Here is a 4,481-nt window from a genome sequence, read left to right as displayed (position 1 = left end):
TCGTCGCCGAGCGCTGTCGTCAGCTCGATGCCGCCACCCTCCAGCCGCACACCAACTTCTATTGGTGGCCCAGGCCAGTTCAGCCGAGCTGATCAACCGGAGACAGTATGAAACCGGTTTTCGACCGCTAAACGAAGGACCTGGCTTCATGCGTGAACCGAGGCGAGCCACGGCGTCATTGTACTTGAATGGGGCTGCGACGGCGGAGCAGCCTCGCCCAAGAACAACAGTGACCAGGGAGGTCTGGCCATGCTCACCCGCCGCTATATCGGCGCGGCTGCCGTTGCCGCGCTCGCCACCCCCCGACTCGCCCATGCCCAGGCTGTCGGCGCCTGGCCCAGCTCCGACCGCCCCGTGGAGGTGATCGTCCCGGTCACTCCGGGGGGGCCGCTCGATGGGATGGTCCGCCTGATCATGCCCCTTGTCGCTGAGCGTATCCCCGGCCTACGGGTGGTCGTCACCAACCGCCCTGGAGCGGGCTCGCAGATCGGGCTCGAGGCGACCTTCAACGCTGTTCCGGACGGCTACACACTCTGCGCCACCAGCATGCCAGCACAGATGGCGATTCCGGTCGAGCGCCCTGCCCGTTACCGCGCGATGGAGTTCACCTTCCTCGCCAATGTCGTCGAAGACCCGAACGCCTTCTACGTCGCCGCGGGCAGCCCCTTCCGCGATGTCGCCGACCTCGTCGCCCGGGCTCGCGACGCGCCGGGCACTATCTCGTGCGGCACGACTGGCATCGGCTCGGACGACCACCTGTTCCTCATCGCCTTCGAGTCCACCGCCCGCGTTCCGCCGCTGGTGCACGTGCCGTTCAATGGCAATGCCGTGCTCTTCCCACAGCTACTCGGTGGGCACCTCGACCTCGCCGCGGTGAACATCAGCGACGCGATCTCGTTGAAGCGCGAGGGCAAGGTGCGCGCCCTTGCTGTCGCCGCAGCCGAGCGCAGCAAGACCGCCCCGGACGTGCCGACCATGCGCGAACTCGGCTTCGATGTGATCGGCGCCGCCGCCCGTGGCTTCCTGGGGCCGCCCGGCCTGCCGGGCCCGATCGCGGAGCGGCTGGAGGATGCGTTTCGCGGCGCTCTGGCCGACCCCCGCTTTGTGGTCGAGGCCGAGCGGCAGTTCATGCCATTACACCCCCTAGTCGGTACCGAGTACCGCCTCATGGCCCAGGGCGTCGAGGATACGGTGCGCGCACTATGGCAGGAGCGGCCCTGGCGCGATCGTTGAGCATGCACCTGCCATAGATCGGTGTGCTGTTGTGTCTGTCGTGACAAGCGTGTTCTGCCGGCATCGGGCAGTGGACTGCCAGAGGTTCCCAAGGCTCCGCCACCCGGACGTTCTTGAAAGCTTTTGTCGGGTCGGGGCGCCCGTCCCATAGGCTCGATGGTAGGGCTGCAACATAGTAGCCAACATGGCTCGAAAGGATGCTGATCATGATCCATCGCCGAACCCTGCTGGCCACCACGCTTCTGGCCGCGCCGCGCCTGGGGCACGCTCAGGATAGCTTCCCCAACCGCCCTATCACGCTGACCGTGCCGCTCACCGCTGGCGGGCCGGCCGATGTTGTGTTCCGCCCCATGGGAAACAGGCTGCAGGTCGATTGGGGCCAGCCCGTGGTGTTGGATTATCGTCCTGGCGCTGGCGGCACGATTGCAATGGACACGGCCATTCGCGCTCGGCCGGATGGGCATACCCTGGCCATCTGCTCCAACAGCCAGTTCAGCATAGCGCCATTCCTCTTCCCGATGCCCTATGACAATGAGACGTCCTATGTACCGGTGGTGATGGCTGCGGGCGCGCCGAGCTTTGTCGTGATCAATCGCTCCGTGCCGGCCACGACTCTGGCGGAGTTCCTGGCCTTGGCGCGTCGCCGGCCGGACAGCATGAGCTTTGCCACCGCCGGCGTCGGCTTCACCAGCCACCTGGCCACCGAACTTCTCATGGCGCGCGCCGGCGTCTCCATGCTGCATGTGCCCTATCGCGGCGGCTCGCCCGCCAGCCAGGCGGTGTTGACGGGCGAGGTGCAGATGAATTTCATGGAGGCAGCCTTTCTGACGGGCCTGCTGCCCACCGGCAATCTGCGCGCGCTGGCGGTGACGAGTGCTACGCGGCATCCGCTCTTCCCAGACGTACCGACCGTATCGGAAGCAGCGATCCCCGGCTTTGAGACGGGCACTTACTGGGGCCTGGTCGCGCCTGCCGCCACCCCGGCACCGGTGCTGACCAAACTGCGCGAGACCACCCAGCGGTTCTTCAACAGCACGGCCGAGCGGGAGCGCCTGACACAGGCTGGTTTCCTGCCGATCGCTGGCGACGCCGCGGTGTTCGATCGCCTGAAGGCCGAAGAATCCGCCAAGTGGGGGCAGCTGATCCTTGACCGCAATATACGCGTGACCTAAACGCCGGAGATTACCCCCGCGCATTGCTATGTTGCGGCCACTCCACCGAGAACAGCCTCTTCAGCCCTGGCAGCGTCATTCCCTCTGGCTGCTGCCCATTCAGGATCGCCTCGACGATGTCAGGCGCCAACAGCGTCAGCCGTAGCAGGCTGACCAGGTATCCCCTCTCGATTCGCTCCCTCGCTGCCATCTCGCTGATCGCGGCGTATCGGCCATCGTCCGGCGTCCGCTGGTACCAAAATGCCCGGGCCAGCACCTTCACCAGCGCCGTCGCATGCTGCCGGTTCTGTGCCGCCCTGGTGCGAGGGTTGATCTGCAGGATGGCGTGCACCCGCCGAAAGAGACGCTCTCCAGATGGGTGATGCGGTGCGCTGTCGTGCAGTAGGCGCGGTGCACCTCGCCCCGCGCGTGCTCGACATCTGCTCAACATGATCGTGACGTTCCGCGTGTTCGACCGGGACGAACTTAACGGCTTCAGCTGAAGCCCGCATACGGCGCCCGTCGGATCGAGGGCTAGTCCGCCCGCCGCAGCCGGTCCAAGGTCGGCCCGACGATCACGCTCGCCCGAGCGCCCGATCCTCCGCCATCAGCGCCAGGCGGCACACCGCGAAGCAATGGCTCTGCCCCATCGCCGTCTCCGTCCGGTCGCGCAGATCGGCCACCAGGGCCTGATACGCCCCTGTTCTCTTCCCGGCGCAGGCAATGTGCTCGGTCCTCTCGTTGGTCACCAGGAAAAGGTGCTGCCCCCCCTCCCGCCCGGCGAGGTCAAGATTCTTGCGCAGTTCAATGAACCCCTCGGTCCCGACAATGAACGTCCGCCCGTCGCCCCAGTCCGCAAGGCCGTTTGGCGTGAACCAGTGCATCTGCATCGTCGCACTCGCCACGTCGTTGCGCAGGATCATCTCCCCCCAGTCCTGGAAATCCGTCACCGGCGTTCGCTCCGGCGCCACTGAGCGCACAGCCGCGTGCACGATCTCCGCCTCCTCCCGTCCGGTGAGCGACAGAAACGAGTCGATCTGGTGGCAGCCGATATCCACCAGGATCGACCCGTTGGTCCGCGCACTCCAGAACCAGCCCGGCCGCGTCTCTCGGTTGAGCCGGTGCGGCGAGATCCCAGTCGTGGACACCAGCCGCCCGATCGCCCCCGCGCGCACCAGTTCCTTGGCCCGCGCACTCGCCGGCGACCCCCAGCGATCGCCGAACGCCACGATGAACCGGCGCCCGGTCTGAATCACCGCCGCCTCCACCGCCGCCAAGTCGGCCCAGGTCGTGATCCCCGGCTTGTCGGCCAGCACATCCTTGCCGCGCCGCATCGCCTCAATTGCCAGCACCGCCCTTTCGCTCGGCACCGCGGCCGTCGCGATCAGCTGCACCGACCGGTCCTCCAGCATCCGCTCCCGGTCCGACACCTCCGGCAGTTGCGCGAACCGCTTGCGGAAACCTGCCAGCACGTGGGGATTGGTCGTCACCGGCCACCAGCCGGCGCACTCCATCCCGGCATCGATCAAGTGCTGCGCCAGTTCGTAGACATGGCGGTGATCGATCCCGATCACGGCAAAGCGCGGGGTCATCGCGGGCCTCCGGATTGCCGGAATACTACGCCTGCACTCCGTCCCGCACCACCCGCCCGCCCACGACGTGCACGCGCTACTGCGCCGCCGCCGGGCCCAGGTCCTGCGTCGTCGCGATCATCGTCCGCCCCCATCGCGCGAGTCCGCGCAGGATAGCGAACACCGGGGCCGCGTTCTTCGTGTCCAGTGCCCCAGCCAGTTCATCCGCCAGCACCACCCGCAGATTGCCTGCCGGCGCTGCTGCTCTGTGCTCGGGATTGGTGGTGGCACGCAGTACGCTGGGCCGGCCATTCTGTAGGAAACGGCTCCAGCCATCGCGGCAGCGTCACGCCTTCGAGTTGCTGGCCGTCGAGGACCCTTTCGACGATGTCCGGAGCCAGCAGCGTCAGCCGCAGCAGCGAGCCGAGGTATCCTCGCTCGATCCGCTCCGCCTGTGCCATCTCGCTAATAGACGCATAGCGTCCCTCGTCGAGCAGCCGCTGATACCGGAACGCCCGCGCCAGCG

General features: G+C 66.9%; 4 protein-coding genes and 1 pseudogene. 2 read left to right on the top strand and 3 right to left on the bottom strand.

Translation table 11 applies throughout. The annotated features are described in order from the left end of the window. The first annotated feature begins 249 nt into the window (after window positions 1-249). Together E2C06_RS35420 and E2C06_RS35415 are read left to right on the top strand one after the other, a co-directional pair. Window positions 250-1,233, top strand: coding sequence for a tripartite tricarboxylate transporter substrate binding protein (locus tag E2C06_RS35420; protein WP_133293233.1), 984 nt, complete (start codon window positions 250-252; stop codon window positions 1,231-1,233). A gap of 197 nt (window positions 1,234-1,430) precedes the next feature. Then, the gene (locus E2C06_RS35415; RefSeq protein ID WP_133293232.1) at window positions 1,431-2,405 is read left to right on the top strand and encodes a Bug family tripartite tricarboxylate transporter substrate binding protein; all 975 of its coding nucleotides are present in this window, start codon (window positions 1,431-1,433) and stop codon (window positions 2,403-2,405) included. Window positions 2,406-2,415: 10 nt separating this feature from the next. On the opposite strand, the gene E2C06_RS35410 is transcribed toward E2C06_RS35415, so the two are convergent. From E2C06_RS35410 to E2C06_RS40070, 3 genes and pseudogenes are all read right to left on the bottom strand, one after another. After that, on the bottom strand, window positions 2,416-2,736 hold the full coding sequence (locus E2C06_RS35410; RefSeq protein ID WP_241671616.1) for a hypothetical protein: 321 nt from the start codon (window positions 2,734-2,736) through the stop codon (window positions 2,416-2,418). Between the two features lie 223 nt (window positions 2,737-2,959). Continuing rightward, on the bottom strand, window positions 2,960-3,976 hold the full coding sequence (locus E2C06_RS35405; RefSeq protein WP_133293231.1) for a Gfo/Idh/MocA family protein: 1,017 nt from the start codon (window positions 3,974-3,976) through the stop codon (window positions 2,960-2,962). A gap of 200 nt (window positions 3,977-4,176) precedes the next feature. Further along, window positions 4,177-4,481: pseudogene (locus tag E2C06_RS40070) on the bottom strand (hypothetical protein); the annotation flags it as partial.

The organism is Dankookia rubra (genome assembly GCF_004355005.1).
GTDB lineage: Bacteria > Pseudomonadota > Alphaproteobacteria > Acetobacterales > Acetobacteraceae > Paracraurococcus > Paracraurococcus ruber_A.
The sequence above is the reverse complement of the archived record's forward strand: the minus strand, read 5'-3'. Positions and strand labels throughout refer to the sequence as shown.

Coding starts and splice junctions, on each gene's coding strand:
- E2C06_RS35420 (WP_133293233.1), top strand. CDS start 250: ATGCTCACCCGCCGCTATATCGGCGCGGCTGCCGTTGCCGCGCTCGCC.
- E2C06_RS35415 (WP_133293232.1), top strand. CDS start 1,431: ATGCTGATCATGATCCATCGCCGAACCCTGCTGGCCACCACGCTTCTG.
- E2C06_RS35405 (WP_133293231.1), bottom strand. CDS start 3,976: ATGACCCCGCGCTTTGCCGTGATCGGGATCGATCACCGCCATGTCTAC.